28 protein-coding genes, 1 tRNA gene and 1 pseudogene are annotated in these 25823 nt (G+C 66.7%); 25 read left to right on the top strand and 5 right to left on the bottom strand.

The annotated features are described in order from the left end of the window. Positions 1-102: 102 nt before the first annotated feature. Entirely contained in the window at positions 103-1095 is a 993-nt protein-coding gene (locus tag U1763_RS14615) for an aldo/keto reductase (protein ID WP_332755762.1), read from the bottom strand. Beyond that, positions 1070-2344: a dicarboxylate/amino acid:cation symporter gene (locus U1763_RS14610; RefSeq protein ID WP_332755761.1), complete on the bottom strand. Its 1275-nt coding sequence runs from the start codon at positions 2342-2344 to the stop codon at positions 1070-1072. Before U1763_RS14610 ends, U1763_RS14615 begins: the two co-directional genes overlap by 26 nt. Positions 2345-2413: 69 nt before the next feature. Between U1763_RS14610 and glmM the strand changes: the two genes are divergently transcribed. The 9 genes from glmM to U1763_RS14565 all read left to right on the top strand — a co-directional run bounded on the left by glmM (position 2414) and on the right by U1763_RS14565 (position 10310). Beyond that, complete coding sequence (glmM, locus tag U1763_RS14605; protein WP_060526021.1) at positions 2414-3754, top strand: phosphoglucosamine mutase; 1341 nt, start codon at positions 2414-2416, stop codon at positions 3752-3754. Then, positions 3754-3969 carry a DUF1272 domain-containing protein gene (locus U1763_RS14600; protein WP_332755760.1) on the top strand — a complete coding sequence of 72 codons (216 nt, stop codon included), beginning with the start codon at positions 3754-3756 and terminating at the stop codon, positions 3967-3969. Before glmM ends, U1763_RS14600 begins: the two co-directional genes overlap by 1 nt. A gap of 320 nt (positions 3970-4289) precedes the next feature. Continuing rightward, positions 4290-5177: a bifunctional hydroxymethylpyrimidine kinase/phosphomethylpyrimidine kinase gene (gene thiD, locus U1763_RS14595; protein WP_332755759.1), complete on the top strand. Its 888-nt coding sequence runs from the start codon at positions 4290-4292 to the stop codon at positions 5175-5177. Then, complete coding sequence (rnhB, locus tag U1763_RS14590; protein ID WP_332755758.1) at positions 5165-5803, top strand: ribonuclease HII; 639 nt, start codon at positions 5165-5167, stop codon at positions 5801-5803. Before thiD ends, rnhB begins: the two co-directional genes overlap by 13 nt. A 176-nt stretch (positions 5804-5979) precedes the next feature. Then, the gene (locus U1763_RS14585; RefSeq protein ID WP_332755757.1) at positions 5980-7119 is read left to right on the top strand and encodes a site-specific DNA-methyltransferase; all 1140 of its coding nucleotides are present in this window, start codon (positions 5980-5982) and stop codon (positions 7117-7119) included. A 269-nt stretch (positions 7120-7388) separates the two neighbouring features. Continuing rightward, positions 7389-8447, top strand: a complete 1059-nt coding sequence (gene folP / locus U1763_RS14580; protein ID WP_332755756.1) for a dihydropteroate synthase — start codon at positions 7389-7391, stop codon at positions 8445-8447. A gap of 80 nt (positions 8448-8527) precedes the next feature. Next, on the top strand, positions 8528-9412 hold the full coding sequence (locus U1763_RS14575; RefSeq protein WP_132742392.1) for a bestrophin family protein: 885 nt from the start codon (positions 8528-8530) through the stop codon (positions 9410-9412). 93 nt (positions 9413-9505) lie between these two features. After that, positions 9506-9712, top strand: a complete 207-nt coding sequence (locus U1763_RS14570; protein ID WP_332755755.1) for a hypothetical protein — start codon at positions 9506-9508, stop codon at positions 9710-9712. 160 nt (positions 9713-9872) lie between these two features. Next, a complete protein-coding gene (locus U1763_RS14565; RefSeq protein WP_165886682.1) occupies positions 9873-10310 on the top strand; it encodes an META domain-containing protein in 438 nt (145 codons plus the stop codon). Positions 10311-10349: 39 nt separating this feature from the next. On the opposite strand, the gene U1763_RS14560 is transcribed toward U1763_RS14565, so the two are convergent. Beyond that, positions 10350-11765: a sigma-54-dependent transcriptional regulator gene (locus U1763_RS14560; protein WP_332755754.1), complete on the bottom strand. Its 1416-nt coding sequence runs from the start codon at positions 11763-11765 to the stop codon at positions 10350-10352. A 151-nt stretch (positions 11766-11916) separates the two neighbouring features. Here U1763_RS14560 and U1763_RS14555 point away from each other — a divergent pair. The 7 genes and pseudogenes from U1763_RS14555 to U1763_RS14525 all read left to right on the top strand — a co-directional run. Then, positions 11917-12042: pseudogene (locus U1763_RS14555) on the top strand (aa3-type cytochrome c oxidase subunit IV); the annotation flags it as partial. 4 nt (positions 12043-12046) lie between these two features. Continuing rightward, positions 12047-13168, top strand: coding sequence for an NAD(P) transhydrogenase subunit alpha (locus tag U1763_RS14550; RefSeq protein ID WP_332755753.1), 1122 nt, complete (start codon positions 12047-12049; stop codon positions 13166-13168). A 148-nt stretch (positions 13169-13316) separates the two neighbouring features. Then, entirely contained in the window at positions 13317-13688 is a 372-nt protein-coding gene (locus U1763_RS14545) for an endonuclease domain-containing protein (RefSeq protein WP_243693195.1), read from the top strand. A gap of 1 nt (position 13689) precedes the next feature. Next, positions 13690-14010 carry a proton-translocating transhydrogenase family protein gene (locus U1763_RS14540; RefSeq protein WP_132742385.1) on the top strand — a complete coding sequence of 107 codons (321 nt, stop codon included), beginning with the start codon at positions 13690-13692 and terminating at the stop codon, positions 14008-14010. A gap of 98 nt (positions 14011-14108) precedes the next feature. Continuing rightward, positions 14109-15608, top strand: coding sequence for an NAD(P)(+) transhydrogenase (Re/Si-specific) subunit beta (locus tag U1763_RS14535; protein ID WP_332755752.1), 1500 nt, complete (start codon positions 14109-14111; stop codon positions 15606-15608). A gap of 101 nt (positions 15609-15709) precedes the next feature. Next, positions 15710-16651: a MarR family winged helix-turn-helix transcriptional regulator gene (locus U1763_RS14530; RefSeq protein ID WP_332755751.1), complete on the top strand. Its 942-nt coding sequence runs from the start codon at positions 15710-15712 to the stop codon at positions 16649-16651. Positions 16652-16714: 63 nt separating this feature from the next. After that, positions 16715-16790: transfer RNA gene (locus U1763_RS14525), tRNA-Val, on the top strand. 3 nt (positions 16791-16793) lie between these two features. On the opposite strand, the gene U1763_RS14520 is transcribed toward U1763_RS14525, so the two are convergent. After that, positions 16794-17354 carry a helix-turn-helix domain-containing protein gene (locus U1763_RS14520; protein ID WP_132895899.1) on the bottom strand — a complete coding sequence of 187 codons (561 nt, stop codon included), beginning with the start codon at positions 17352-17354 and terminating at the stop codon, positions 16794-16796. A 112-nt stretch (positions 17355-17466) separates the two neighbouring features. Here U1763_RS14520 and U1763_RS14515 point away from each other — a divergent pair, with 112 nt between their 5' ends. The 3 genes from U1763_RS14515 to U1763_RS14505 all read left to right on the top strand — a co-directional run bounded on the left by U1763_RS14515 (position 17467) and on the right by U1763_RS14505 (position 19803). Further along, positions 17467-17931 (top strand): DUF6456 domain-containing protein, encoded by a 465-nt coding sequence (locus U1763_RS14515; RefSeq protein WP_132895900.1) that lies wholly within the window; start codon positions 17467-17469, stop codon positions 17929-17931. A 293-nt stretch (positions 17932-18224) separates the two neighbouring features. After that, entirely contained in the window at positions 18225-19163 is a 939-nt protein-coding gene (gene dapF / locus U1763_RS14510) for a diaminopimelate epimerase (RefSeq protein ID WP_132896242.1), read from the top strand. Between the two features lie 85 nt (positions 19164-19248). Further along, on the top strand, positions 19249-19803 hold the full coding sequence (locus U1763_RS14505; protein ID WP_332755750.1) for a fasciclin domain-containing protein: 555 nt from the start codon (positions 19249-19251) through the stop codon (positions 19801-19803). Between the two features lie 197 nt (positions 19804-20000). Here the strand turns inward: U1763_RS14505 and U1763_RS14500 are convergent, their stop codons facing one another. After that, a complete protein-coding gene (locus U1763_RS14500; protein WP_332755749.1) occupies positions 20001-21266 on the bottom strand; it encodes a NupC/NupG family nucleoside CNT transporter in 1266 nt (421 codons plus the stop codon). 141 nt (positions 21267-21407) lie between these two features. Between U1763_RS14500 and U1763_RS14495 the strand changes: the two genes are divergently transcribed. From U1763_RS14495 to U1763_RS14470, 6 genes are all read left to right on the top strand, one after another. Next, complete coding sequence (locus U1763_RS14495) at positions 21408-22055, top strand: queuosine precursor transporter (protein WP_132895903.1); 648 nt, start codon at positions 21408-21410, stop codon at positions 22053-22055. Between the two features lie 302 nt (positions 22056-22357). After that, positions 22358-23275, top strand: a complete 918-nt coding sequence (gene argB, locus U1763_RS14490; RefSeq protein WP_332755748.1) for an acetylglutamate kinase — start codon at positions 22358-22360, stop codon at positions 23273-23275. Between the two features lie 373 nt (positions 23276-23648). Continuing rightward, positions 23649-23951, top strand: a complete 303-nt coding sequence (locus tag U1763_RS14485; RefSeq protein ID WP_093398362.1) for a YggT family protein — start codon at positions 23649-23651, stop codon at positions 23949-23951. Between the two features lie 35 nt (positions 23952-23986). Beyond that, positions 23987-24259, top strand: coding sequence for a DUF167 domain-containing protein (locus U1763_RS14480; protein ID WP_332755747.1), 273 nt, complete (start codon positions 23987-23989; stop codon positions 24257-24259). Beyond that, complete coding sequence (gene folD, locus U1763_RS14475; RefSeq protein WP_332755746.1) at positions 24256-25131, top strand: bifunctional methylenetetrahydrofolate dehydrogenase/methenyltetrahydrofolate cyclohydrolase FolD; 876 nt, start codon at positions 24256-24258, stop codon at positions 25129-25131. Before U1763_RS14480 ends, folD begins: the two co-directional genes overlap by 4 nt. Beyond that, a complete protein-coding gene (locus U1763_RS14470) occupies positions 25128-25748 on the top strand; it encodes a MarC family protein (protein ID WP_332755745.1) in 621 nt (206 codons plus the stop codon). The genes folD and U1763_RS14470 overlap by 4 nt, the downstream gene beginning before the upstream one ends. Positions 25749-25823: the final 75 nt, after the last annotated feature.

Genomic DNA, 25823 nt, shown 5'->3' with positions numbered 1-25823 from the left:
CGCTCGCGGGAGGGGTTAGGGGAGGGCGCGACGTACGTACTGGCGTCCGGCCTTTGAGGCACGCCCCTCCCCCGACCCCTCCCGCAAGCGGGAGGGGAGAAGTCAGATCCGCGTCATCGACAGCGCCTTCTCGCCGTACCGCGGCCCGGCCGTCCCGCCCCGCGGCGCCGCCGCATCCAGCTTCGCCAGATCGTCAGCCGACAGCGTAATGTCCGCCGCCTTCATGCTGTCCTCTAGCGTGACCCGACGCTTTGACCCCGGTATCGGCACGATGTCGTCGCCCTGCGCCAGCAACCACGCAAGCGCGACCTGCGCAGGCGAGGCCCCATGCGTATCGGCGATCGACTTCACTACCGCGACCATCTCCATATTCTTGGCGAAGTTCTCTTCCGAATAGCGCGGGTCATTCCGCCGGTAATCGCCCTCGGGCAGATCCGACCGCGCGGTAATCTGCCCCGTCAGGAAGCCCCGCCCGAGCGGCGAATACGGCACGAACCCGATCCCCAGCTCGCGACACAGCGGCAGGATCGCGTCCTCGACGTCCCGCTCCCAAAGCGAATATTCGCTCTGCAACGCCGCGATCGGATGCGTCGCCGCCGCCCGCCGGATCGTATCGAGCCCAGCTTCCGACAGCCCGAGATGCCGCACCTTGCCCTCGCGAACGAGGTCCGCCATCGCGCCGACCGTATCCTCGATCGGCACGCCCGGATCGACGCGGTGCTGGTACAACAGGTCGATCGTCTCGACCCGGAGCCGCTTCAACGATCCCTCGCACGCGCGCCGCACGTTGGCCGGCGTCGAGTCCACCCCGGTCATCCCGTTCTCGTCGTAGCGGAAGCCGAACTTGGTCGCGATCACGACGCCGTCGCGCTTGCCCCGGATCGCCTTGCCGACCAGTTCCTCGTTGACCAGCGGGCCATAGATCTCGGCGGTATCGAACAGCGTCACGCCCAGCTCGATCGCGCGGTGGATCGTCGCGATGCTCTCGTCGGCGTTCGCCTCGCCGTACATGCCCTTGCCGATGCCGGCCATCGGCATGCAGCCGAGACCCAGCGCGGAAACCTCGAAATCAGGGCCGAGCGTGCGATACTTCATGCGGAATCTCCTGAGCGGCGTTCCCGTGATCGGACCGCGCTGCGACGGAGATGGTAACGGCGGTGTCCATCGTCACGTTCCCGACGGTCCGAAACAGGTCGGGTATGGTCTCCACCGCGATGAGCAGACCCAGCACCTCGAGCGGGATGCCCATCGCCAGCGCCACCGGCGCGACCGAGGCAACGAAGCTGATCGTGCCGGGCAGCGAGATCGACCCCATCGTGGTGATCGCCGCGGTCGCCACGCCCGCCGCCATCTGCCCCGGCCCGATCGGCAGCCCCAGCCAGTGCGCGACGTACAGCGCGACGGCCAGGTTCATCGCCGGGCTGGTCGCGCGGAACACCGCGACCGACAGCGGCAGGACGATCCCGGCGGTGGCGGGCGACGCGCCGAGATCGGTCGAGGCCTTCAACATCGCCGGCAGCGAGGCGAGCGACGACTGCGTGCTGATCGCCACCGCCTGCGCCGGCGCGACCGCACGCGCGAACCGACCGAAGCCGACCCGCCCGCCGATCATCCCGATCGGATAAGCGGACAGCAGGACGATGAACCCGATCGCCGAGACACAGATGATATAGTGCAGCAGCGCGCCGAAAGCCGCAGTCCCGGTGCGTGCGCCAACGCCGTAGGCCAGCGCGAAGATGCCGATCGGCGCCAGCTTCAGCACCCATGTGATGATGATCAACAGCGCGTCGACGACCGCCTGGAAGAAGCCGGTCAGCACGCGGCGGCGATCGTCGGGCAGCTTCGTCACGGCAAAGGCGAACGTCAGCGCGAAGACGGTGAGCGGCAGGAACGAGTCGCTGGATGCGGCCGCGACGATGTTGGTCGGTACGATCGTGTCGAAGAACGCGCCGATCCCCGGCACCGGACCGACCGGCGCGGCGCCCGTCAATGCAGCGCGCAGCGCGGCACCGAGCGCGTGCGGCAACGGGAAGGCCTCCAGGATCAACGGCATGACCAGTGCGGACATGATCGTCGTGCTCCACAGGATGACGACGATCATCACCATCGCGCGCACCGTGATCCGCCCGGCGCGCGCCGCCTCGGTGGTCGCGCCGATGCCGGTCACGAGCAGCCCGACGACGAGCGGCACGATCACCATCTGCAACCCGTGCAGCCACGCCGACCCGATCGGCTGGGTCACCGCCGTCGCCGCGATCGCGTTCGCCGGCGACCACGCCGCCGCGGCGATTCCCATCGCGATGCCGCCGATCAGCGCGGCGAGAATCCGTGTAGTCTGCGACATGCTCGCCCTTCGTGGTCTACCGCGCTATCAACGGCATAGAACCCCGATACCGGACGGAAAGCACGCGCGATGGCAAGAAAATATTTCGGCACCGACGGCATTCGTGGTGCCACCAACGTCTCGCCGATGACCGCGGCAATGGCGATGAAGGTCGGCATGGCCGCCGGCGCGTATTTCCAGCGCGGCGATCACCGCCACCGCGTCGTGATCGGCAAGGACACGCGGCTGTCCGGCTATATGCTAGAATCGGCACTGGTCGCGGGCTTCACCAGCGTTGGCATGGACGTGGTCATGGTCGGACCGATGCCGACGCCGGCGGTGGCTATGCTGACCCAGTCGATGCGCGCCGACATCGGCGTGATGATCTCCGCCAGCCACAACCCCTATGCGGACAACGGCATCAAGCTGTTCGGCCCCGACGGCTACAAGCTGTCGGACGAGGCCGAGGCGGCGATCGAGGCGCTGATCGACGGCGAGATACCGCTCGTCCCCTCGGGCCAGATCGGCCGCGCGCGGCGGATCGAGGACGCGCAGGGGCGTTACATCCACTTCGCCAAGTCGACCTTCCCCGAGAATCTCCGCCTCGACGGGATGCGCGTGGTGCTCGATTGCGCGAACGGTGCCGCCTACAAGGTCGCACCGTCGGCCTTGTGGGAACTCGGCGCCGACGTCGTCGCGATCGGCGTCACCCCCAACGGCACCAACATCAACGACGGCGTCGGCTCGACCGCCCCGCAGGCGCTTGCCGAGACGGTGGTCGCCAGCGGCGCCGACATCGGCATCGCGCTCGACGGCGACGCCGACCGGCTGATCGTGGTCGACGAGACCGGCACGATCGTCGACGGCGACCAGTTGATGGCGACGATCGCCGCCAGTTGGGCACGCCAGGGCCGGCTCGCGGGTGGTGGGCTGGTCGCCACCGTAATGTCCAACCTCGGCCTCGAACGCCATCTCGCCGCGCAAGGGTTGGGTCTCGTCCGCACCGCGGTCGGCGACCGCCACGTGCTCGAGAAGATGCGCTCCAGCGGCTATAATGTCGGCGGCGAGCAGTCGGGCCACATCATCCTCAGCGACTATGCGACCACCGGCGACGGTCTGGTCGCGGCGCTCCAGATCCTGGCCGAGGTCAAGCGCTCGGGCGCCCCGGCCAGCGAAGTGCTCCACCGCTTCGAGCCCCTGCCGCAGCTCCTCAAGAACGTCCGCTTCGCCGGCGGCAAGCCGCTCGACCACGACGCGGTCAAGGCGGTGATCGCCGAAGCCGAAGCCGAACTCGCCGGCAAGGGACGGCTCGTCATCCGCCCCTCGGGCACCGAACCCGTGATCCGCGTGATGGCCGAAGGCGACGATCTCGCGCAGGTCGAACAGGTCGTCGACCGGATCTGCGACGCCGTACGAAAGGCCGCCGCCTGATGCTCGAGATGCGCCCCAGCTGCGAACGCTGCACCACCGAGCTTCCAGCGGATGCGCCGGGTGCGTTCATCTGCTCGTTCGAATGCACCTTCTGCGCGGAGTGTGCGGACGCGCTCGACGAGCGGTGTCCGAACTGCGGTGGCGAACTGCTCGACCGGCCGACAAGGCTGAACGAGGCGCCGCCGCAAAAACCGGCAGCGGGCAGGCGGCACTAGGCGCCGTTCGATTAGGCGCCACCTAGCTCCTTTCGGCCACCTCAACCCCTTCTACCACCCCGGCGAAGGCCGGGGCCCAAATGGGGGACGGTGCTAACCAAGGGCATCGCTCCGTTACTTCGCCCTTCCCGATTGGGCCCCGGCCTCCGCCGGGGTGGTTAAAGGGGGCATACCCCTGTCCTACATCTCACCAGGTATGACATAGCCCAGCATATGACCGCCAACCGCGCCAAACCCCGCTCAGCGACCCCAAACGGCGCCCAAACGAAACCGTGCGAGCGTCTGCACTTTCTATACTTCACTTTTCCCGCGGCTCTCCAATGACCGCCAGAATCCTCATAATAGCCGGCTCGGATTCCGGCGGCGGCGCAGGCATCCAGGCGGATATCAAGACCGTCACGATGCTGGGCGGCCACGCGATGACCGCCGTCACCGCGATCACCGCCCAGAACACGCTCGGCGTGCAAGCGGTCCACCAGATCCCGACCGACTTCGTCCTCGCGCAGATAGATTCGGTCGTCTCGGACATCGGCGTAGACGCAGTAAAGATCGGCATGATCGGCTCGGCCGAAACCGCCAACGCGGTCGCCGCATATCTCGAACGCATTTCCCCCCTCCCTGAAAGGGAGAGGCCGGGGGTGGGTAGGCCGCTGCGCGAGCGCGACACCAGCCCCAAGCCAACCCACCCCCAACCCCTCCCTTCCAGGGAGGGGAGCAGACTCCCCATCATCTTCGACCCCGTGATGATCGCCACCTCCGGCTCCGTTCTCGCAGACAGCGACACGATCGCCGCCTTCACCCGCCTCATGCGGATCGCCACGCTAGTAACCCCCAACCTCCCCGAACTCGCAGCCCTCGGCGGCGAGACCGCAATCCGCGCACTAGGCCCCGCCGTCCTCATGAAAGGCGGTCACGCCGAAGGCCCAGACATCACCGACCGCCTCATCACCAACGCCGGCGAAACCCGCTGGACCAACCCCCGCATCGAAACCCGCCACGCCCACGGCACCGGCTGCACGCTCGCCAGCGGCATTGCGACCGGCCTCGCCCAAGGCCTGCCGCTCGACGCCGCCATCGCGCGCGCCATCGCGTTCGTCCGCGCCGCGCTTGCCAACGCACCGGGGCTAGGCGCAGGCCACGGCCCAATGGGGCACGCCCTCGGCAACAGCCCGTTCGACCAGTTGAAAGACTACCAATGCCCGGCATGAAACACGAAAAGCTCTGCGTCGGCCCCGTCGCCGGTGTCGACGAAGCCGGCCGCGGCCCCCTCGCCGGACCGGTCGTCGCCGCTGCCGTGATCCTACCGGCAAAAGGCGTGCCGCGCGGTATCGACGATTCGAAGAAGCTGTCCGCCTCCGAACGCGAACGGCTCTGCGCGCGTCTCAAGGGCTGCGCGATCGTCGGCATCGGCATCGTCCAGCCGGAAGAGATCGACACGCTCAACATCTACTGGGCGACGATGAAGGCAATGACCCTCGCGGTCGACGCGCTGGCGGTCGAACTCGGCCAGGCCCCCGGCCACGTCCTGGTCGACGGCAACCGCTTGCCCCGCTGGACCTACCCCGCCACGCCGCTGGTCGGCGGCGATGCGAAATCGCTGTCGATCGCCGCCGCCTCGATCGTCGCCAAGCACACGCGCGACCTCATCATGATCGCCGCCGCCGACGTGCATCCCGAATATAACTGGCATTCGAACAAGGGTTACGGCTGCGCGCACCATATGAAGGCGCTCCGCGATCACGGCCCCACGCCGATTCACCGCCGCAGTTTCGCGCCGGTCGCGGCCGCCTATCAGGCTCGCGGCGATCTTTTCGCAAAGGAAACGACCAGCTGAGTCTTTCGCGCCACACCCCAAGGGCTTGAGCCGCGCGTCTCCCACGACTCAACATCTGGGCGCAGGCGACTCGATTGGTCGCATCCACCGAATCCCGACACGACGCCGTTAACGATTGTTTGCTTGACGGAGTCGGACAATTTCGACGCTATGGCCACCGACAAGGGGCGGGAATCATGGGTTTGATCGACACGATCGCACGGCCGCGTGCGAAGAAGACAGTGGAGCCGGCGGTTCAGTCGGTCCTCCCGCTCGACCAGATTTTACGCGGCGACTGCATCGAGCACATGAAGGCGCTACCGTCGAACTCGATCGACATGATCTTCGCCGACCCGCCCTACAACCTCCAGCTCGGCGGCGAACTCTATCGTCCCGACGGCAGCCACGTCGACGCGGTCACCGACGACTGGGACAAGTTCGACACCTTCGCCGCATACGACCGCTTCACCCGCGCCTGGCTCAAGGAAGCACGCCGCATCCTCAAGGACGACGGCGCGCTCTGGGTCATCGGCAGCTACCACAACATCTTCCGCGTCGGCGCGGCGGTGCAGGATCTCGGCTACTGGATCCTCAACGACATCGTCTGGCGCAAGACCAACCCGATGCCGAACTTCCGCGGCACCCGCTTCACCAACGCGCACGAGACGTTGATCTGGGCATCGAAGGGCGAGAAGGCGAAATACCACTTCAACTACCGCGCGATGAAGACGCTCAACGACGAGCTCCAGATGCGCAGCGACTGGGAATTCCCGACCTGCGGCGGCGCCGAGCGGCTGAAGAAGAACGGTACCAAGGTGCATCCGACGCAAAAGCCCGAGGCATTGCTCTACCGCATCTTGCTGGCCTGCACGAAGCCCGGCGACGTGGTGCTCGATCCGTTTTTCGGCACCGGCACCACCGGCGCGGTCGCCAAGCGCCTCGGTCGCAGCTGGATCGGCATCGACCGCGAGGGCGACTATATCGAAGCCGCACAGGAGCGGATCGAGGCCGCGCTGCCGCTCGATGAATCGGCGATCCGCACGATGATGAGCCCCCGCACGCAGCCCAAGGTCGCGTTCGGCGTTCTCGTGGAGAACGCCTATCTCGTCCCTGGCGCGGTGCTGACCGACTCGAAGCGCCGCTGGCGCGCGACGATCCGCGCGGATGGCTCGCTGCTGAGCGACTGCGGCACGATCGGCTCGATCCACAAGCTCGGCTCGACCCTCCAGAACGCCCCCGCCTGCAACGGCTGGAGCTTCTGGCACTACGAAAGCGACAAGGGGCTGAAACCGATCGATGACCTCCGCCAGACGTACCTCCTGGCGACCACGGTCTGAGCCACGCGGACGCGTCTGTCCCGTCCAACCAAGCCTGTCTCGTCCAACCAAGCCCGTCGCCCCAGCGAAAGCTGGGGTCTCCCGCGACGACGCGCCACGGATGCGGCGGGAGATCCCAGCTTTCGCTGGGATGACGGGTAAGGGGCTGAAATTACGGTTGGGGGGCTAGGATGACGGGTGGGAAGCTCCGATGACGGGTGAGGGAAGACGTGACGGTTAGCGAGCGCAACGTCTTTCGCGGAGTGGATGGACTGGAGTAGATCACGCCGATGACCAGTCTCCACCTCCGCCCCGTCCAGTTCGTCGACACCCCGATCGGCTACGAAGATGGCAGCGTCGTGCGCCTCGCGGGCGGGATGCAGTGGTTCGCGGCCTACGAAGTGATCGAAGGCCGCAACCGCCGCACGATCCCTACAGCCGATGTCGCTACGCTCGGCGAGCGCGCCGCGCACCTCCACGCCGTCATCACCGCCCCCCGCGCCGCCCTCCAGCTCGGCGAACGCACGCTCCGCTTCGACCAGCCGATCGTCGCCGGCATCCTCAACGTCACCCCCGACAGCTTCTCCGACGGCGGCAAGCACGTCGACGATCCCGCCGCAGCGGCTGCAGCCGGCATCGACATGGCCGCAGCCGGCGCGACGCTGATCGACGTCGGCGGTGAATCCACCCGCCCCGGCGCCGCCGCGGTCTGGGAAGGCGACGAGATCGCGCGCCTGGTCCCCGTCGTCGAACGCCTCGCGCGCGCCGGCGCGATCGTCTCGGTCGATACGCGCAAGGCGGCGGTCATGGAGGCGACGCTCGCCGCCGGCGCGCACATCGTCAACGACGTCGCCGCGCTTCTGTGGGACGACCGCGCGCTCGACGTGGTCGCGAAAAGCCGCTGCCCGGTCGTGCTGATGCACTCGCCCGACCCCAAGAAAGGCGGACACGGCGACGGCGGCTACACCAACGTCCTGACCGAGGTATTCGACTGGCTCGAAACCCGCATCGCCGCGGTCGTTGCGGGCGGCGTCGAGCGATCGCGGATCATCGTCGACCCCGGCATCGGCTTCGGCAAGACGCTCGCCGAGAACCTCGCGCTGCTCAACGGTCTGGCGATCTTCCACGGCCTGGGCTGCCCGATCATGCTCGGCGCGAGCCGCAAACGGCTGATCGGCGCACTTTCGAACGAAGCGCCCGTCGACCAGCGCCTCGCCGGTTCGCTCGCGCTGGCGCTGAAAGGGGCAGAGGCCGGCGTCCAGATCCTCCGCGTCCACGACGTCGCCGAAACCGTACAGGCGATCAAGATCTGGCGTGGCCTGCGCGATCAGTCGCTCGTCGGGGGCTGATCGTCGACGGTAACTGGCGCTGCATTGCAGCGAAACGCCTCTTCGCGCATTAAAAGCGCATTAAACAAGGGAGCTTTCGTTTGATCGTCACTGCAACACCGCGCCTCAGTCAGATCCTGAGCGAGGTTTGGCGCCCGCTGCTCGGCCTCTTCGTCTGGGACGTGATCGTCACGATCACCTATTATGTCCTGCCGTTCCACGCGCCGGCCTTGCCGCTGACCCTCTTCGGTACCGCGCTCGCGCTGTTCCTCGGCTTCCGCGATAACTCGGCGTATCAGCGCTGGTGGGAAAGCCGCGGACTTTGGGGCCTGATGATCAACGCCTCGCGCAACCTCGCGCGGATGGCGCGCAACATGCTGCCCGAACCCGAGGGCCACGACATGAAGCGGACCATCGTCCTCCGCCAAATCGCGTATGTGAACGCGCTGCGCTGCCAGTTGCGCAAGCAGCCCGCCCCGCCCGAGGTGCTGCGATTCCTGTCGAAGGAGGAGGCGTCGTTTGCGCTTGAGCGTACGAACATCGCCAACGGCCTGCTCGATGGCACTGGTCGCCGGATCGACATCGCGCGTCGCAACGGCTGGATCGATACCATCCAGCAAACGCAGTTCGAGGCGATCCTGGTCGACATCGCCAACGCGCAGGGCGGCATGGAGCGGATCAAGAACACGCCGCTGCCCAATCAGTATCGCTTCTTCCCAAGCCTGTTCACGCGACTGTTCTGCGTACTGCTGCCGATCGGCCTGGTCGAGACGCTCGGCTATGCGACCCCGGTCGGTTCGACGATCGCCGGGCTGATGTTCCTCGCCGTCCTGCAGATCGGCGACGATCTGGTCGATCCGTTCGCGGACACAATCCATGACGTGCCGCTCAACGCGATGTGCCGGACGATCGAGATCGACCTGCTCCAGGCGATCGGCGATCCCGCACCCGAGCCGTTGACGCCCGACAAGGGTGTGCTCTGGTAACGTAAACCGCGGCAGACGGCTGTCATAGCAGCCGTCAGGTCGACTGCATGTAAAATGACTTGTCCAAAGGCGAACTACAGCCCAGTTTGACGCATGGCGAAATCGCAGCAAATCGAACGGAGCGGCGGCGGGAGTTATCCCGCCGCCGAAGTGTCGGTCCACATCGGAACCCGTGTGACATTCGATGCCCGTATGACGACTGTCGGACTGCTTTCGGTCGGTGTGCTCGTTTCCGGTATTCTTCTGTCGACCGCAGTCGTCGTCTTGGCAGCGGGCCAGAACCGGCGAAAACGGACCTGACGCGGATAATGCTAGCCAAAGCTTTATCCTCCCCGGCGCCGTTTGGGTGATGCCGCACGCTGGCGTTGTTCGGGCCTTCCGATGGCCAGCTTTCGTCCTCATGGCCGTTTCGGGATGTGGCGGATCAGCCGCCGTCGAGCAGCCAACCTTACGAACCGAGGTGACCAACGAAGTATGGGCGCTTCGCCGGCTCGACGGCAAATCTGTGCACCGCGCCCGCCCCGAAACGGCAACCATTCAGTTCCTGGCCGATCACGGCGTCGTGGGAACATCCGTCTGTAACGATGTCGGCGGCAACGAGCTCAAGTGGTTTTCGGGCCCCTCCGGCAAGGCAGGCGCGGTCAAACGCGATCGGACCGAAGCGACGATTACTACGGTTGTCGGATGCCTAGACGGGCGCGCAACCGAGGTCGCCGATCGTTTCTGGCGAAAAATGCACATAGCGAATGCATGGTCGCTGCAAGCGAGGACGTTGCACATCAAGTTTTCGGACGGGGGCGTTGCAGAACTGGTGCCAGCAGGAAAATCTGACTCGAAACGTAAAATCGGCTGCACAAACGGCGATTCGAGCAATCTCGATTGTCCAAGCCTGGGATAGGCTATTCCGACGGCAGGGCGGTCGCCATCCCGTTTTGCCTCATGCGGCGTTGTCGATCCCTAGGTCGCTGAGCTTGCGATACAGCGTCGAGCGGCCGATGCCGAGGCGGCGGGCGACTTCGGTCATGCGGCCGCGGTAATGGCCGATAGCCAGGCGGATAACGTCGGCCTCGATCTCTTCCAGGGCGCGTAAATTGCCGTCGGGGCGGAACAGCGTGACGCCGCCGCCGCCCGCTGCAACTGCGGCAGGGCCGCGTTGGCGGTTGCCGAGCGCGGCGATCTGCGGGAAATCCTCTTCGGTCAGCGCGGCGCCTTCGCACAGTACGGCAGCGCGGAAGAGTGCGTTCTGCAATTGGCGGACGTTGCCAGGCCAGTCGTATTGGACGAGGAGCTTCAGTGCGGCGTCGGTGATCCCGAGCGGCCGTAGCCCCGGTTGCTCGGCGATCCGCGCGAGGAGGTGACGGGCCAGCGCGGGAATGTCGCCGGTGCGTTCGCGAAGCGGCGGAATCGTCACCTGTACCGCGTTCAGCCGGTAATACAGATCCTCACGAAAGCGCCCCGCCTCGACCTCGTCGAGCAGCCGCTGGTTGGTCGCGGCGATTACGCGGACATCGACATCGCGCGCATGCCGTGCGCCGATCGGCTGGACTTCGCCGGTGTGGAGCAGATGGAGCAGCTTGGCCTGCGCCTCGAGCGGCATCTCGCCGATCTCGTCGAGGAACAAGGTGCCGCCATCGGCATCGTGGAAGCGGCCGATCCTGCGCTCGAACGCGCCGGTGAACGCGCCTTCCTCATGGCCGAACAGCTCCGATTCGATCAGATTGGCGGGCATCGCCGCGCAATTGACGGTGATGATCGGTTTCTTGGCGCGCGGCGAGGCGGCGTGGATCGCCTCGGCGACGACCGCCTTGCCGACCCCGCTCTCGCCCTCGACCAGCACCGCGACGCGCGCGCGCGCCGCCTTGGCTGCAATCGCCAGCGCAGCGCGGAAGTCGGGGGAGGAGCCGACGATCTCGTCGAACGCGAGCAGCGCGGGAATCTTTTCGGTGAGCGGGCGCAGTTCGCCCGCCGCGGTGCCGGCGACGGCGGCCTCGAGCGCGGCGAGCACGCGGTCGGGGGCGAGCGGCTTGACCAGGAAGTCGGTGGCGCCCGCGCGCATCGCCGAGACCGCGTGCGCAACCGAGCCATTGGCGGTGAGCATCAGGATCGGCAGCGCGGGGCGACGTTCGCGCAGTTCGGCGATCAGCGCGGTCGCGTCGCCATCGGGGGCGGAATGATCGAGCAGGATCGCATCGAGCTGCATCCCGTCCTGCGTGCCGAGCGTGGCGATCGCCATCTCGCCATCGGTCGCGAACACCGCACGCCAGCCGCCACGGGCGGCAAGCGTCGCCACCAACCGGCGCTGTGCAGGCTCGTCGTCGATCAATAATACTAGGCGCTGGCCGTTGCGCGTCATGGCGAATCCTGTCCCGTTCCGGCACGTGCAATAGCGCAGGCTAGTAAAGAGCGCCTTAAATGTCGCGCTTGGCGATCCCGGATGTGCGGGTTAAGGTCGGTGCCATAGAGGATGGCGCTCCGCAGATTGGGGCCAAAAGACAGGGGCACGAACCATGGCCGGCAACGGAGACATGAAGGCGCACGTTGCGACCTATTCGAGCGTGACGGGGATGATGAAATGGGGCTCGGTCGGGTGCGCGCTGGTCGTCGCGCTCGTCATCTGGTTGATTTCGTAACATCATGAAGATCGCCGTCCTGAAAGAGCAAGCGGACGGCGAGCGGCGGGTCGCCGCGACGCCGGAAACAGTGAAGAAGTTCATCGCGCTGGGGGCGGTGCTGGCGGTGGAGGCCGGGGCGGGCGAGACCGCGTCGATCGCGGATGCTGGCTATGCCGATGCGGGTGCGTCGGTCGGCGACCGTGCGGCGACGCTGGCGGGGGCGGATATCGTGCTCGGCGTGCAGGCGGCGGATCCCGCGACGTTCGTCGGCGTATCGTCGGGGGCGTGGGTGGTCGCCAGTTTCAATCCGTTCGGCGAGCGAGACCGGGTCGAAGCCTATGCCGCGGCCGGGTACGAGGCGCTGGCGATGGAGTTCATGCCGCGCATCACGCGCGCGCAGTCGATGGATATCCTGTCGTCGCAGTCGAACCTGTCGGGCTACAAGGCGGTGCTCGACGCGGCGGCCGAATATGGCCGCGCGTTTCCGATGATGATGACTGCGGCGGGGACGATCTCCGCCGCGAAGGCATTCGTGATGGGCGTCGGTGTCGCCGGACTCCAGGCGATCGCGACGGCACGACGGCTGGGCGCTCAGGTGTCGGCGACCGATGTCCGCGCCGCAACCCGCGAGCAGATCCAGTCGCTTGGGGCGAAACCGATCTTCGTCGAATCGGTCGCTGGGATCGAGGGCGAAGGGACGGGCGGATACGCCGGCGAGATGAGCCCCGAATACCAGGCGGCGCAGGCCGAATTGGTGTCGGGCCATATCGCCAAGCAGGACATTGTCATCACCACCGCGCTGATCCCCGGGCGTCCGGCGCCGCGGCTGATTTCGGCGGCACAGGTGGCCAGCATGAAGCCGGGCTCGGTGATCGTCGATCTCGCGGTCGAGCAGGGCGGCAATGTCGAGGGCTCGGTCGCGGGTGAAGTGGTTGTGGTGAACGGCGTCAAGATCGTCGGCCACCGCAACGTGCCGTCGCGGTTGGCGGCAGACGCCAGCGCGCTGTTCTCACGCAATCTGTTCAACTTCCTCGACGCCTTCTGGGATAAGGATGCGGGCAAACCCGTTCTCGACGCGGAAATCGGCGATGCGGTGCGGCTGACGCAGGGCGGCAAGATCGTGAACCCGCGGTTGCTGGCGTGATCCTCTATCCTCCCCTTGCAGGGGAGGTGGCGCGCCTTGGCGCGACGGAGGGGTATCGCCGCTCGCTATTGTGCGCACCATTACGACGGGCGACACCCCTCCGTCAGGCTGGCGCCTGCCACCTCCCCTTACAGGGGAGGATTTAGACTTGCTCCAGGGGACCGGATCGATTGGAGCGCTGGCCAAGCAGCTTCGCGCGGCGATGTCTCCGCCTGAGATCGCATTGTGGGTTGCATTGCGGGAGCGACCGGCCGGTTTGAAGTTTCGGAAGCAGCATCCCTCGGGTCCGTACGTTGCGGACTTCTACTGTCATGTCGCGCGGCAGATCATCGAGGTTGACGGGCAGGCGCACGATTATGGTGATCGCCCAGCGCGCGACGCTGCACGCGATCGCTGGTTCGAAGGACGTGGCATCGCCGTTTTGCGCATTCCAGCCGTCGAGATTTTCCACGATTGCGACGGGATGGTTCGAGGTATCGTGGCGGTTGCCGCCGAGCGGCTTGCCGCACAGGAGGAATAGAATGGACTTTATCGCGATCCTGTCGATCTTCGTGCTGGCGTGTTTCGTCGGGTATTTCGTGGTGTGGGCGGTGACGCCGGCGCTGCACACGCCGCTGATGGCGGTGACCAACGCGATCTCGAGCGTGATCATCGTCGGCGCGCTTATCGCCGCCGCGGCGCCGACGGTCCTGGGGGCGATCGGTGCCGGGTCGGGCGTCGCGAAGGCGCTCGGGCTGCTCGCGGTGGTGCTGGCGAGCATCAACATCTTCGGCGGCTTTGCAGTCACCGCGCGGATGCTGGCGATGTACAAGAAGAAGGAACGGCCGGTCGCGAAGCCTTAAGGCCGTCACCCCAGCGAACGCTGGGGTCTCGTGCCGCAGGGACGCGTGCGACTACCGGGAGATACCAGCGTTCGCTGGCATGACGGCAAGGGGATGGAATGGAACACGCACTGACGGTCAGCCCCTGGGCATCGCTCGCCTATCTGGTCGCGGGGGTGTGCTTCATCCTCGCGCTGCGCGGACTGTCGAGCCCGGCGTCGAGCCAGCGCGGCAACCGCTTCGGCATCATCGGCATGACGATCGCGGTCGTGACGACGCTGGTGACGCATGTGCCCGTCGTTCAGCATCTTCTCGTTTCGGACGCCGGGCCTACGATGGCCGTGCGCACCATCGATTGGGTCACGGTCGTCGAAATCCTCGCGGCGATCGGCGTAGGCGCTGCGATCGGCCTTGTCACCGCACGCCGCATCGCGATGACTGCGATGCCGCAGCTCGTCGCCGCCTTCCATTCGCTCGTCGGCCTCGCTGCGGTGCTGGTCGGCGTAGCCGCGTACCTCAACCCGCAGGCGTTCGGCATCTCCGACCTCGTCATCCCGCTGATCGGCCAGCCCTTCGCGGTCATCCACCCGGTCAGCCGGATCGAACTCGGGCTCGGCGTGGCGATCGGTGCGATCACCTTCTCGGGCTCCGTCATCGCGTTCCTCAAGCTCAACGGCAACATGGGCGGCAAGCCGATCATGCTGCCCGGCCGCCATGTCATCAACATCGCGCTGCTCGCCGCCATCCTCGGCCTGATCGCGTATTTCGTCACCGATCAGTCGGCGTGGATCTTCTGGACGATCACGGTCTTGAGCTTCGTCATCGGCTTCCTCCTGATCGTCCCGATCGGCGGCGCGGACATGCCGGTCGTGGTCAGCATGCTCAATTCCTATTCGGGCTGGGCGGCGGCGGCGATGGGCTTCACGCTCCACAACAGCGCGATGATCATCACCGGCGCGCTGGTCGGCAGCTCGGGCGCGATCCTCAGCTACATCATGTGCCGCGCGATGAACCGCAGCTTCATCAGCGTGATCGCGGGCGGCTTCGGCCAGTCGTCGGATGCCGGCGGTCCGGCTGCGGCCAGCGATCGCCCATGGAAGCGTGGCTCGGCGGAGGATGCCGCGTTCCTCATGAGCCAGGCGGAGCAAGTGATCATCGTCCCCGGCTACGGCATGGCGGTCGCGCAAGCGCAGCACGTCCTGCGCGAGATGGGCGACAAGCTGAAGGCCGAAGGCGTCCGCGTGAAATACGCGATCCACCCCGTCGCGGGGCGCATGCCGGGGCACATGAACGTCCTGCTGGCGGAGGCGAACGTGCCGTATGACGACGTGTTCGAGCTCGAGGACATCAACAGCGAGTTCGCGCAGACCGACGTCGCGTTTGTGATCGGCGCGAACGACGTGACCAACCCGGCGGCCAAGACCGACAAGTCGTCGCCGATCTACGGCATGCCCGTGCTTGACGTCGAAAAGGCCAAGACGGTGCTGTTCATCAAGCGATCGATGGGCGGCGTCGGCTATGCCGGTGTCGATAACGACCTGTTTTACCGCGACAATACGATGATGCTGCTCGCCGACGCGAAGAAGATGGTCGAGGATATCGTCAAGGCGCTCGACTAGGTCTCGTATAGGCGGGCGCTCAATCCAACCGAAGTCGATCCAGTTCGAGTGTAAATCCGGAGATGATCGAGGTTAGTCTTCGCGACACAGCGGAGATGATCATGATCCTACCGGACGGCGAGGCCGACGACACGCGCTACGATACGGGTATCGCCGCGGTCCTTGTTGCAGCGACCGACGCGCCCGACCGGTTCTTCGCAGCGCTTGCCGCGATGGGGGGGCGGGTGGTCGCCACGATCGACTGGCAGGCGCCGTTCGGCCTGCATGCCACGCCGCAGGTTATCGTGGTCGAGACCGCGGGGGTGGACGTTGCAATCCTTGCCGAACATCTGCCGCGGATCGTCGAGCGCGCGGCCGTGCTGGAGGCGGGGCTGGTGGTCGCGATGGGGAGCGACCAGATCGACGCGGTCGCGGCGGCAACGCTTGGCGGCGGGACGATCCTGCTGGTCGATCCGAGCGTCGCGGACTGCATCGCGGCGATCGTCGTCGCCGCCGAGCGCGTCCGCAGCCCGGCAGGGGTGTTCGATGTCACGCGCGAGACCGACGGTACGCGGCTTGAGCGATTGAACACCGAGGTCGCGCGGATCGCCGAAGCGCTTGCCCGGCTGACCCGTGCGGAGATCGACGGCGATGCCCCCGCCGCGCCGATCGTTGGCGATCGGACGAACCGCTACGGCGCGCCGCCATCGCTGGCCGAGCCGAGCGCCGCCGACGTCCGGCGTGCCATCCGTGCGCGACGGTTGCGCGATCAGTTCTTCGGCACCGCATTGTTCGAGGATCCCGGCTGGGACATGCTGCTAGATCTCTACGCCGCCGAACTCGAGCGTGGCCGCGTGTCGGTGTCGAGCCTGTGCATCGCCGCCGCGGTCGCGCCGACCACCGCGCTTCGCTGGATCGCGCGGATGACCGACACGGGGCTGTTCGAACGCCGCCCCGATATGCACGACCGGCGGCGCGCGTTCATGGTGCTCTCCGACCGCGCGAGCGAGGCGATGCGCGGGTATATCGTGGCCACCAGAGGCGCCGACCTGCGGATTCCGTGACGATCCGCGCCCTTTTAGCTTGCCCCGGCCGCCCGGCTTTGGCATCGCACCCCAACCCGAGAGGGGCGATTAGCTCAGTTGGTAGAGCGTCTCGTTTACACCGAGAATGTCGGCGGTTCGAGCCCGTCATCGCCCACCATCCCTACAGCTCGCGGACCAGCCGCATAGCGACCGCGATCCAGGCCGGGTCTGCGATGGCCAGCGGCTGCGTGCCGGTGCCCGGCGGCAACAGCGTCACGCTGCCTTCGCCTCCTGTGAGTCGCCCGAACGCGAACCGCCCAGCTGGTTGCGGGACGAGCACGTCGCGGTTGAGTGCTGCGGCGAAACCCTCCGGCGCCAGCATCGCGCACCAGATCACGTCGCCCGCGCGGTAGTCGCCGATCCCGCCCGCCACCGTCACGGCGATTTGTCCGGGAGCGACCTGGGGCGGGGGCACGGTCGTGGTCCGGCGCGGCGCGTGGACACCGCGGCCGTCGAGGATCGCGGTGACGGGCAGGTCGGCGCGGTCGGGCAACGTCACGAGATCGCCCGCCTCAACGCCCAGCGCCGTGGCGATCCGATTGAGCCAGCCGACCGACACGGTGCGCGTGCCCGTTTCCAGCCGGCCGATCGTCTGCGCGGTTGTCGGCGGAACACAGCGCCGTGCGACATCCTCCAATGTCAGGCCCCTAGCGCGGCGGACTTCGCGAATGGCAGTGATCATTGCACGGTGATCATCGGAAGGCTCCAAACCAGATGGGTTATTCCTCTGTCCTACAACCATGTCGATATGGCAACCGGCGCAAGTGACGTGGAGCGACAACGGGAGACGGCGGATGCGCGAATTGGTGGAACGATCGATCGATTCGGAGGGCGTTCCGCAGCCATCGGGCGCGCGGCGTGGGCGGATGGTCACTGTCAATCTGGCGGAATCGCCGCTCGGATGGTTGCGGTCGCGCGGACTGGTCGACGCGCGGCAGTTCGCAGCGGGAGAACAATTGCGCGTGGATTACGAACGCGCCTCGATCGCGCCGAGCGTAACGATGCGCTGGGTGGAGCGAGTCGATGGAGGCGGGCATGATGGGCTAGATCCAACGTCCGCGCAGATCGCGGCGAAACGCCGGTTCGACACCGCGATCGCGGCGGCGGGGCCGGGGCTCGCGGATATCCTGTGGCGCGTGGTCTGCGCGGGGGAGGGGCTGCCCGCGGCGGAGAAGGCGCTGCACTGGCCAGCTCGCGCAGGGCGACTGGTATTGACGCTCGCGCTCGACCGGTTGGCCGCACACTATGGGATTGGGTAGTAGGCGGCGAACTATTCGATCCCCCCGCAAGGGGGAGGTGGCGCCGAAGGTGACGGAGGGGGAGGACGCGCAACGGACGTGCTCCCTTTCCTCCCCTCCGTCTGGCAAGGGCCAGCCACCTCCCCCCTTGCGGGGGAGGATCGTGAGGTCGACGATCCGGGCCGCGGGTTTCTTGTGGCCGATGTTAAGGGCCGGCAGCGAAGTCCTTCGCCTAGTCTCCCCACGAACAGGACTACACTCGCGCGCCGATCCGCCCACTCGCTTTGCCGGCCACGCGGCACTAAATGGTGGATATGCGCTTCGACCTCATCAAATGCCACGGCTCCGGCAACGACTTCCCCCTGATCGACGCGCGGGCGTCGACGTTGGACGATGCAGCCTGGGCGGCCGTCGCGCGCGCCCTCGCGGATCGGGACGGGCCGGTCGGTGGCGACGGGCTGCTTCTGCTCACCGGCGGCGACGAGACACGCGCATTCGGCATGCGGATGTTCAATTCCGATGGCAGCGAGTCCGAAACGTGCCTCAACGGCCTGCGATGCGTAGCGCGCGCCGGGTTCGCGGCGACCGGCACGGAAACCGCAACGGCATTGCTCAAGACCAGCGATGCGATCGTCGTGCACGACGCCGACATCGCGCCGGGCGTGTTCACCGTGCGCGAGATTGCGGGGCCCGCGTCGCTCGACGTTACCGCATGGCCGATGGAGGTCGGCGCGGACCGCGTCGTCGACACGCCGATCGCGGGCCTGCCGACCGCCCGCGCCTTCACCGCCGTCGCCATGCCCAACCCCCATCTCGTGACGTTCGTTGATGCGATCGACGAAGCCGAACTCGTTCGCGTCGGCGAGACGTGCGAGGCCGCACCCGACTGGCTCCCCAACCGCGCGAACGTCAGCTTCGTCGAAGTGCGCGGCGCGGACCTGTTCGTCCGCACCTTCGAACGCGGGGTCGGTCTCACCGACAGCTGCGGCAGCGCGATGGCGGCGTCGACCTACGCTGCGTGCCTGACCGGGCGGATCGCCTACGACACGCCGACCACCGTCTTCAACAAGGGCGGGCTCGTCCGCGCTGAGGCGAGCGAGGCGGCGATGGTCACGCTGTCGGGCAATGCGACGTTCGAATGGCGCGGGTCGATCGACGTCGATTTCGCGACGGCGACGGCAAGCGACCTGACGATCGCGCAGCACCATGATGACGAGATCGCGGCGTGGAAGAGGCTGATCGCAACGATCTGAAACGCGGCTGCATCATTCTTCCGATCCGGCCGTATCTTTCCACGAAAGCGTCGGACGACCGGCGCCGTGCAGGAGAGAGAAAGCCATGAATCACGTGTTTCGTACCGCGATCGTCGCCGCCGCCATCGCCGTCAGCGGTAGCGCGATCGTCGCCGCCCCGACCAACCCGAAGGTCGGCGGCGCCGCGATGTATCCGACCAAGACGATCGTCGAGAACGCGGTCAATTCGAAGGATCACACGACGCTGGTCGCCGCGGTGAAGGCTGCCGGCCTGGTCGAGACGCTGTCGGGCCCAGGTCCGTTCACGGTGTTCGCGCCGACGAACGCGGCGTTCAAGAAGCTGCCCGCCGGCACCGTCGACACGCTGCTCAAGCCCGAGAACAAGGCGCAGCTGTCCGCCGTGCTGACCTATCACGTCGTCCCCGGCACGATCACCGCAGCCGACATCGCCGCCAAGGCAAAGGCGAACGGCGGCACCGCGACCTACACCACGGTGCAGGGCGAGCCGCTGATGTTCATGAAGTCCGGCGCAGGCTGGAGCATCATGGACGGCAAGGGCCACAAGGGCCGCGTCACGATCGCCAACGTCATGCAGTCGAACGGCGTGATCCACGTCATCGACACGGTGATGCTGCCGTAATCGCGCATCCCGCGAGATAGCTGCTTCGTTTCCCCCCGAGGCAGCTTCGTCGGGCCCGTCGCCGAAAGGTGGCGGGCCCGATTGCGTTTGCGCGCCGTCGCCCTAGCCCCGTCATCCTGACGAAAGTCAGGATCCAGAGCCACGAAAGGTGGCGCTTGTTACCCTGGATCCTGACTTTCGTCAGGATGACGGACGGCTTAGCCGATGAGCAATCCCGCGAGCGCGGCTGACATCAGGTTTGCCAAACTCCCTGCCGCCAGAGCGCGCAGGCCGAGCTTGGCAATCATCGGCCGCTGGTTCGGCGCCAAGCTCCCGGTCACCGCCATCTGGATCGCGATCGACGAGAAGTTCGCGAAGCCGCACAGTGAGAAGGTGATGACCGCGATCGTCCGCGCGCTCAGCCCTTGCTGCGTGCCGAGCGAGATGTAGGCGACGAACTCGTTCAGCACGATCTTCTGCCCGAACAGCCCGCCGGCGATCCCCGCCTCGCTCCACGGCACGTTCAGCAGGAACATGATCGGCGCGAAGACATAGCCGAGCAGCCCCTGGAAGCTCAGTCCCGGCAGCCCGATCATGTTGCCGAGCCCGCCGAGCAACCCGTTCGCGAGCGCCACCAGCGCCACGAATGCCAGCACCATCGCGCCGACCGCAACCGCCAGCCGCACGCCGGTCTGCGCGCCCTGGGCGGCCGCCATGATCAGGTTGGCGGGCTTTTCCTCGTCATGCGTGGCCTGCGGCATCGGCTCGCCCGCGCCCGATTCACCCGGCTGGTCGCCGAGCGCGAGTTCGCCCTCGGGCGGCATCACGCGGTCGGGCATGATGATCTTCGCCATCAGGATACCGCCCGGCGCCGCCATGAAGCTCGCGGCGAGCAGGTAATCGATGCGGATGCCCATCGACGCATACGCCGCGAGGATCGTCCCCGCGACGCCAGCCATGCCGCTGGTCATCACCGTGAACAGCTGCGCCGGGGTCAGCCCCGCCAGATACGGCCGGATGACGAGCGGCGATTCGCTCTGGCCGACGAAGATGTTCGCTGCCGCGCACAGCGATTCGACCTTCGAGACGCCGATGACCTTCTCGATCCCGCCGCCGACCCAGCGCACCACCAGCTGCATGATGCCGAGATAATAGAGGATCGAGACGAGGCTCGCGAAGAAGATGATCACCGGCAGCGCCGCGATCGCAAAACTTTGCCCGCCGATCTCGGGCGTCGCCATCTTGCCGAACAGGAATTCGGTGCCCTTCTGCGAATAGCCGAGCAGATTGGCGACGCCGCCCGACATCCTGCCCAGCACGACTTTGCCAATGCTCGAATACAGCACGAGCACCGCGATCCCGACCTGCAGCGCGAACGCGGCGCCGACGATGCGCAAGCGGATCGCGCGGCGATCGCTCGACAGCAGCACCGCGATGCCGAGGATGACGGCGATGCCTGCAAGGCCGATGACTAGTCTTTCCATGGACGCCCTGCATTTTTAACTGACACGCGTGAACCCCCGGCCGCGCAAGCGACCGACATGACACGCGAGCGGCGTGCTCGCCAGTCTTTATGATGGGGAGGTCATTTGACGGCGCGCGCGATTCCGCTAGCGTCCCTGGCGATGGATAAGCCTGTTCCCGCGTTCCCGCGTTCGCTCTTCGTTTTCTCAGTCCTGTACGGCGGCATGGTGTGCATCGCCGGCGTGCTGGGGGTGAAGCAGGTCGCGCTCGGCCCGCTTGCGGTCGAGGCGGGGATCTTCGGCTTCCTGCTGCTCGTGGTGCTGAGCAGCGCGATTTCCGAGCTGCACGGCCAGAAGACCGCGACGTTCCTGGTGCGCCTGGGGTTCATCCCGCTGCTGGTGTCGGCCGCGCTGATCCACCTGGTGCTGGCGCTGCCGCACGATCCGGGGATGTACCCGCCCGCGGTCGACGCGTTCCCGATCGTCGTCGGTCAGAGCTCGCGGATGATGATCGCCGGGCTGATCTCCTACGGCATCTCGCAGACGCTCAACGTGCTGATCTTCTCGAAGCTGTCGGGACAGGTCGGCAGCGGCGACGGCAAGCTGGTGTGGCTGCGCGGGATGATCGCGAGCATCATCTCGCAGATCATCGACACGATCCTGTTCATCACCATTTCGTTCCTGGGGGAGCGGCCGATCCTCGGGCTGATGGAGGGGCAGATGCTCACAAAGGTCGTGCTGTCGATCGTGCTGGTGCCGTTCATGATCACGTTTTTCGTGCGGCTGGGGCGGCGGCTGGACCGGGTTTGATTTGAAGGCTGCATCCTAGGCCTGTCATCCTTTACGCCCGTCCCCCCCAAAGCCCATCGCCCCCTAAAGCCCATCCCCCCAAGCCCGTCACTCCCCAAGCCCGTCACCCCCCCCCACGCCCGTCACCCAGCGAAAGCTGGGGTCTCCCCGTTGGCGGATGCAGCGGCTCGAACCGGGAGATCCCAGCTTTCGCTGGGATGACGGATGGGGCCGGCGTGGGATGTGTCACGCCACGCCACGCCACGCCACGTCACGCACGTTCCCCGGATGACGAACCGATTGCGACTGGCTAAAGCGCGGGCATGACCGATCACACGCCCGATCCCGCCCTGCTCGCCAAGGCGGAAACGCTCACCGAGGCGCTGCCGTATCTGCAGCGCTACGCCGGCAAGACGTTCGTCGTGAAATACGGCGGCCACGCAATGGGCGACCCCGAGCTCCAGCGCGATTTCGCCGAGGACATGGTGCTGCTTAAAGCGGTCGGCATCAACCCGGTGGTCGTCCACGGCGGCGGCCCGCAGATTGGCGCGATGCTGAAGCGGCTGGGCGTCGAATCACGCTTCGTCGACGGCCTGCGCGTCACCGATGCGGAGACCGCGCAGATCGCCGAAATGGTCCTCGCCGGCTCGATCAACAAGGAAATCGTCGGCTGGATCGGCCAGGCCGGCGGTCGCGCAGTCGGTATCTCGGGCAAGGACGCAGGCCTCGTCCTTGCGCAGAAAGTCGGCCACGGCCGCGAACCCGACAAGCTCCAGGGAATCGAGCGTCACGTTGACCTCGGTTTCGTGGGAGAGCCGATCGCGGTAGACCGGACGATCCTCGACACGCTGATCGCCGCCGACATCATCCCGGTGATCGCGCCGATCGGCATCGGCGCGGACGGCCACACCTACAACATCAACGCCGACACGATGGCCGGCGCGATCGCCGCCGCAATGGGTGCGGCGCGCTTCTTCCTGCTGACCGATATCGTTGGCGTGCTCGACAAGGAGGGTGAGTTGCTCACCGACCTCGACCCCGCGCGGATCGCCGAACTGCGCGCCGACGGCACGGTGACCGGTGGCATGATCCCCAAGCTCGACACCTGCGTCGCGGCGGTCGAATCGGGCGTCGATGCCGCGGTGATCATCGACGGTCGCGTGCCGCACGCGATGCTGCTGGAGATCTTCACCAAGCAGGGCGCGGGGACCTTGGTCAGCGCCAACGGGCGCACCCGGTAACGCGCGACGGGTATCACTCTCACTACCGCCACGTCGTCATCCCAGCGAAAGCTGGAATCTCCCGGTTCGAGCCGCCCGCCCGCCAACGGGGATACCCCAGCTTCCGCTGGAGTGACGATAGGTGGGGAACGATAATCGGTCGGGCGGGCGCGAGCGGCGGCGAACCACAGGCCTTCTCGTTCTTCCCGCCCCCCAAACCTATCATCCCAGCGAAAGCTGGGATCTCCCGGTTCGAGCCGCGCACCCGCCAACCGGGATACCCCAGCTTTCGCTGGGGTGACGGGCTGGGGCTAAGGGGACTATCGCTTAAGCAGGGCTTCTCGTTCTCCCCCCGCCCCCTTATATCCGGACCACACCAGCGGAGACCCTTGCCTTGATCGCCCTTCTTCAGATCGTCCAGTTGCTGCTCAACCTCGTCTGGTGGGTCATCGTCATCCAGGCGATCCTGTCGTGGCTGATCGCGTTCAACGTCATCAACACGCACAGCGATTTCGTCCGCACGGTCTGGAACGCGCTGCAGAAGATCACCGAGCCGCTCTATCGCCCGATCCGCCGCATCCTCCCCGATTTCGGCGCGCTCGATCTGTCGCCGCTGGTCGTGCTGCTGATCCTGTACATCCTGACCAACATCGTCATCCCGAACATCGCGCAGAACTACCTCGTTGCAGCCTATTGATCGGGCCGGCGGCTTGGCGAGCGGTCGATGACGGCTTGGCGATCGCCGTCCGCGTAACCCCGCGCGGCGGTCGCGACGCACTCGCCGCCGGAACGCCCGAGCATTTCGCCGCGCGACTGGCAGCCGCCCCCGTCGATGGCGCCGCGAACGCCGGGCTGGTCGCCCTCGTCGCCAAGACCTTCGGCGTACCCAAGCGTGCCGTAACGATCATCTCCGGCGAAACCGCGCGGCTCAAGCGCCTGCACATCCTCGGCGACTCCACTACGCTGGCGGAAATCGCGTCCGCGCTCTATGGGCCGCGGGCATGAGCGCGACCATCATCGACGGCAAGGCCTTCGCCGCCGGCCTCCGGGCCCGTATCGCAGACGGCGTCACCGCCTTCAGGGCACAGGCAGGCCGCGCGCCCGGCCTAGCCGTGGTGATGGTCGGTGAGGACCCCGCCTCCAACGTCTATGTCCGCTCAAAGGGCAAGGCGACGCGCGAGGCGGGGATGGAGAGCAGCGAGCACCGCCTCCCCGCCGACGTCCCCGCCGAAGACCTGCTCGCCTTGGTCGCGACGCTCAACGCCGACCCGGCGATCGACGGCATCCTCGTCCAGCTGCCCCTGCCGAAGCATATCGACGAGCAGGCGGTGATCGCTGCAATCGACCCCGACAAGGATGTCGACGGCTTCCACCCGATCAATGCGGGGCGTCTCGCAACGGGCCTGCCCGGCTTCGTGCCCTGCACGCCGCTCGGGTGCGTCATGCTGCTGAAGAGCGTGCTGCCGAGCCTGAGCGGGCTCGAAGCGGTCGTCGTGGGCCGCTCCAACATCGTCGGCAAGCCGATGGCGCAACTGCTGCTCCGCGAGAGCTGCACCGTTACAGTCGTGCATAGCCGCACGAAGGACGTCCCCGCGCACATCCGCCGCGCGGACATCGTTGTTGCTGCGGTCGGTATTCCGCAGATGATCAAGGGCGACTGGCTCAAGTCCGGCGCAACCGTCATCGACGTCGGTATCAACCGTACCGATGCCGGCCTCGTCGGCGACGTCGATTTCGCCAGCGCAGTCGAGGTTGCGGGTGCGATCACGCCGGTGCCGGGGGGCGTCGGGCCGATGACCATCGCCTGCCTTTTGCGCAACACCTTGGTCTCCGCAGGCCGCCGCGAAGGCGTTGCGATCGATGAGGCAAGCCTGTGATCGAACTCTACATCTCGTCGCTGATCACGTTCTTCGTCGTCATCGATCCGCCCGGCTGCGCGCCGATCTATGCCGGGCTGTCTGCGGGCGCTTCGACGTTGCAGAAGCGCGCGATGGCGATGCGGGCGGTCGGCGTCGCGGCGGCGATCTTGTTCGTGTTCGCACTGTTCGGCGAGGCGTTGCTTAAGGGCCTCGGGATCAGCCTCGCCAGCTTCCGCATCGCCGGCGGCATCATGCTGTTCCTTATCGCGCTCGAAATGGTGTTCGAAAAGCGCACCGAGCGCCGCGAGGACCGTGCCGCCAAGGTGGCGAGCGATCCCGAGGTCGAGGACGTCTCGATCTTCCCGATGGCGATGCCGATGATCGCAGGGCCGGGCTCGATCGCGTCGGTGATGCTGTTGATGAGCCGCAACAGCGGGCTCGAGCGCTCGGCGGTGGTGCTGGCGGCGATGGTGACGATCCTGCTGCTGACGCTGGTCGCGCTGCTCGCGGCGGGGCCGATCATGCGGATTCTCGGCGCGAAGATCGAGGCGGTGATCACCCGGTTGCTCGGCGTGCTGCTCGCCGCACTGGCCGTGCAGTTCGTGCTAGATGGCCTGTCGGTGGTGCTGCGCTAGTCCGCTCTCCTGCGAACGCAGGAGCCCAGGATTACAAACGTTGTCTTTCGTTACCCTGGGCTCCTGCGTGCGCAG

The sequence above is a fragment of the Sphingomonas sorbitolis genome (assembly GCF_036663875.1).
In the GTDB taxonomy this organism is placed as follows: domain Bacteria; phylum Pseudomonadota; class Alphaproteobacteria; order Sphingomonadales; family Sphingomonadaceae; genus Sphingomonas.
This window is presented reverse-complemented; position numbering and strand designations above follow the sequence as displayed.